The 3,884-nt window shown below is 64.7% G+C and carries 4 protein-coding genes; all 4 read left to right on the top strand.

What is annotated here, in order from left to right; genetic code table 11:
• Window positions 1–64 precede the first annotated feature (64 nt).
• The 4 genes from ACY693_RS16435 (at window position 65) to ACY693_RS16420 (ending at window position 3,732) form a co-directional block, all read left to right on the top strand.
• Complete coding sequence (locus ACY693_RS16435) at window positions 65–1,057, top strand: transketolase (RefSeq protein WP_462322891.1); 993 nt, start codon at window positions 65–67, stop codon at window positions 1,055–1,057.
• A gap of 82 nt (window positions 1,058–1,139) precedes the next feature.
• On the top strand, window positions 1,140–2,174 hold the full coding sequence (locus ACY693_RS16430) for a transketolase family protein (protein ID WP_462322890.1): 1,035 nt from the start codon (window positions 1,140–1,142) through the stop codon (window positions 2,172–2,174).
• A 149-nt stretch (window positions 2,175–2,323) separates the two neighbouring features.
• Window positions 2,324–2,470: a hypothetical protein gene (locus tag ACY693_RS16425; protein ID WP_462322889.1), complete on the top strand. Its 147-nt coding sequence runs from the start codon at window positions 2,324–2,326 to the stop codon at window positions 2,468–2,470.
• A gap of 59 nt (window positions 2,471–2,529) precedes the next feature.
• On the top strand, window positions 2,530–3,732 hold the full coding sequence (locus ACY693_RS16420; RefSeq protein WP_462322888.1) for a RuBisCO large subunit C-terminal-like domain-containing protein: 1,203 nt from the start codon (window positions 2,530–2,532) through the stop codon (window positions 3,730–3,732).
• Window positions 3,733–3,884 lie beyond the last annotated feature (152 nt).

The following is a 3,884-nucleotide window of genomic DNA, read 5'->3' as shown; positions in this document are numbered from 1 at the left end:
AGGCTGAAGCTGAGGCTGCAGAACCAGGGCATCATCCAAACCTCATCGTGCTCGAGCGCCCATCATGACCACCGAGATCGCACAGGTTGCCGATGCCGTGCGCCGCCGTGTGCTCGAGCATACGCTGCGCAACAACGGCGGCTATCTGAGCCAGGCCTGCTCCGCCGCTGATGTCCTCGCGACCCTCTATCTGCGCGTCATGCGGCTCGGGCCGAGCGCGGCGCCGCTGATCCCGCGCGACTTTGCCGGCGTGCCCAGCTCGAACAACCCGAACGCCTTCACCGGCGCCGACTACAATGGACCACGCGCCCCGGATCTGGATCGCTTCATCTTCTCCCCGGTGCATTACGCGCTGGTCCTGTATGCCCTGCTCATCGAGCTTGGCCGCCTCGGCCCGGACGCATTGGATCGCTTCAACACCGACGGCAGCACGGTGGAGCTGATCGGTGCCGAGCATTCGCCCGGTCATGAGGTCACTGCAGGCTCGCTCGGGCAGGCCCTGAGCCAGGCCGGCGGCATCGCACTCGCGCGCCGACTGCGCGGCGAGACCGGGCGGGTCTGGGTGTTCATGTCCGATGGCGAGTTCCAGGAAGGCCAAACCTGGGAGGCCTTCGCCGCCCTCGCCCATCATCGCATCGGCAATCTTGGCGTCTACATCGATGCCAATGCCCAGCAGTGTGACGGTCCCATGGCCGAGGTGATGACGATTGAGCCACTCGCCGAGCGGCTACGGGCCTTTGGCGCCGAGGTGCATGAGGTCGATGGCCATGACGCTGAGGCCTTGGCTGCGCCAGCGCTAGCGCGCTTATCGGGAGCAGGCGCGGACACAGGTGCAACGCCGAGAACCGTTACAGCAACGGCATCAACGCCCCAGCACCCAGCCGAGACGGCACCGACCGACCGGCCACTGGTCGTCATTGCCCGCACCGACCCTTGCCGCGGCATCGAGCTGCTGCGCGAGCGCGCGCCGAAACTGCACTATCTGCGGTTTAAGACAACGGCCGAGCAGGATGCCTATGAGGACCTGCTCGAGCACTGGCAGGACAGTGCCCGATGAGTCGAGATCGCTGCCTTAACCTGAGCCAAACCTCAAAGCCGACATCAGAATCGAAACGCATCATGAGCCAGGACCACGGCCGATGATCGAGCTGGTCACCCGCCCCCATCGCGCAAATCTGATCCGCTTCGGCGCCGACCACCCCAAGGTGCTGGTGCTCGGCGCCGACCTCACCGCCTCTTGCGAGGCCGACGGCTTCCGCGACCGGTATCCGGACCGCTTCTTCTCTTTCGGCATGGCCGAGCAGAACATGCTCGGCTTCGCGGCCGGGCTCGCGCGCGAGGGGTTTTTCCCCTATATCCATACCTTCTCGGTCTTCATTACGCGTCGGCCCTTTGATCAGCTGGCGATGAGCGTGGCCTATCCGAACCTGCCTGTGAGATTGATCGGCTTCCTGCCGGGCATCACCACCCCAGGCGGCGTAACCCATCAGGCCGTCGACGACATCGCGCTGATGCGCGCGGTGCCCAACATGACCATCCTTGAGGCCGGCGATGCGACCGAGGTCGAGTCCATGCTCGAGGTCGCTCAGGACATCGATGGCCCCGTCTATGTGCGCCAGCTCCGCGGTGAGGTGCCTCGTCTGTTCCCGGCCGACCAGCCGCTGCGCCTTTGCCAGGCGCGGCTTCTGGGGCAAGGCACCGATCTCGCCATCATCAGCGCGGGCATCTGTACCGAAGAGGCCATCGGCGCCGTTGCCGCCCTCCGCAGTCGTGGCGTGTCAGTTAGCCATCTGCACGTCTCGACCCTCAAGCCATTCGATGACCCGCAGCTGCTCGAGCAGATCGCCAAGGCCCGTCATGGCGCGATCTCGATCGAAAACCACAGCATCATCGGCGGACTCGGCAGCGCGCTGGCCGAACAGCTTGCCGAGCAAGGCCTTGGCAAACGGCTGATCCGGCTCGGCCTACGCGACACCTATGCCCATGGCGCCAGCAAGCCCTATCTGATGCGCGAATACGGGCTCGATGCAGCGGCGCTGATCCAGGCCGCTGAGACCTTGATCGGCGAATCACTGCAGATCGATGACGCCGCCTTAGCCAAGATCACCGCCGACATTCGCGCCAAGGTTCAGGGCGAGGGCCTCGCCAAGGTGGACAAAACCGAGGATCTCTAGGTCACCCAGCTACACTCGAAGCAACGCAAGATCGCCTGAGACTGACCTGAGGCCCGGCCCATGACCCTGCCCATGACGAGCACACCGAGAACCTGGTACTCGAACACCTGCAAGCGATCCGCGGCACCTTAACCACTCACGGCGAGCGCTTGGAACGCATCGAGCTGCGGCTATCGACCATTGAGCAAACCCTAGGCGGCTTGTATGCGCTATCCGCAAGCGACCGCGAGACCCTGCAAGGTGCGCTAAAGCGCATCGAGCGCATCGAGCAGCGGCTAGACCTGAGCGACGCCTGAGCGACAAGCCGCACAACCTCGCAGCCGCTCGCGCAACCACCAGCACACCAAAAGCCTCGATGACACCCAGTTCAACACTCTCCCTAAGCGGCGAGCGCTTCACCGCAGTCTATAGCCTCAGCGGCACAGCGGCAGAGGTCGAGGCGCGCGCCAGTGCGATCTGCCTTGAGCAGACGGTCGAGTTTCCGGAAGCACTGATTCCGAATCAGGCCATTCGCACACAGATCGTCGGCGCGATTGCTGAGATTGAGCCCAGCGCTCGCTTCAGCTCCAGCGATGAGAGTCCAAACAGCTTCGAGGTCAGCATCCGCTACCCGGTCGAGACCGCCGGACGCGAGCTCACCCAGCTGCTCAATGTCCTGTTTGGCAACGTCGCATTGCAGCCCGGGGTACGACTGCAGCGCATCGAGCTACCTCCCGCGCTGTTACAGCACTACCAGGGACCGCGCTTCGGTATCTCCGGGCTGCGCCAACGGCTGGGCATCACCGATCGGCCGCTGCTCTGCACCGCGTTGAAGCCGATGGGGCTCAGCCCGGCAGAACTGGCCGACATGGCCTATCGCCTCGCCCTAGGCGGCATCGACCTGATCAAGGACGACCACGGCCTGAGCGATCAGATCTTCTGCCCCTTCGACGAGCGGGTCAGCCGCTGCGCCGAGGCCGTTTCGCGTGCCAATCAGCAGACGGGTCGCACCAGTCTCTATCTGCCAAACATCACCGCGCCCGCTGACGAGCTCGATGCCCGTGCCGAGCGGGCTCGCGAGCGTGGCGCCGGTGGCCTGCTGCTCTGCCCCGGCCTGACCGGGCTCGACAGCCTGCGTCGACTCGCCGCAGATGAACGGCTTGGGCTGCCGATCCTGAGCCATCCGGCGCTGCTCGGCGGCCTCAGTCTGGGACCGCACATTGGCATCGCCCATGGGCTGCTGTTCGGCACCCTGACCCGGCTCGCTGGCGCCGATGCGACCATCTTCCCGAGCTATGGCGGGCGCTTCGCCTTCACCAAAGCCGAATGCCAGGAGATCGCAAACGCGGCCCGGGCGCCCATGAATGGCCTAGCGCCCATCTGGCCGGTGCCCGCAGGTGGGATGCGCCTCGAGCAGGTGCCTGAGCTGGTGCGCTTCTATGGCGCTGACAGCCTGTTGCTCATCGGCGGCGATCTACATGCCTCAGGAGACCTCTCAGCGCGCTGCGCGGCGTTTCGATCCCTCGTTGAGCCGGGGTCCCAGACTGACAGCTCGGGCAATGCTTGGGGAGACCTCTAGGCGGGCGCCGATGATTGACGACCATCAATGACGAGCGAGCTTTGGCGCCTGAGCTGTTCTCTCAGTAGTTGATAGTTCAGTAGTTGATAGTTCACTATTGAGTCCCCTTCGAAAACCCGTTCTGCCGTGAAGCCGCCCTGGGCATCGGCCTG

It is taken from the genome of Halochromatium sp. (genome assembly GCF_054919635.1).
Note: the sequence above shows the minus strand (reverse complement) of the source record. Positions and strands in the feature narration are given on the sequence as shown.

Excerpts from the sequence above, each read along its gene's own strand:
- ACY693_RS16435 (WP_462322891.1), top strand. The coding sequence starts at position 65 with ATGACCACCGAGATCGCACAGGTTGCCGATGCCGTGCGCCGCCGTGTG.
- ACY693_RS16430 (WP_462322890.1), top strand. The coding sequence starts at position 1,140 with ATGATCGAGCTGGTCACCCGCCCCCATCGCGCAAATCTGATCCGCTTC.
- ACY693_RS16420 (WP_462322888.1), top strand. The coding sequence starts at position 2,530 with ATGACACCCAGTTCAACACTCTCCCTAAGCGGCGAGCGCTTCACCGCA.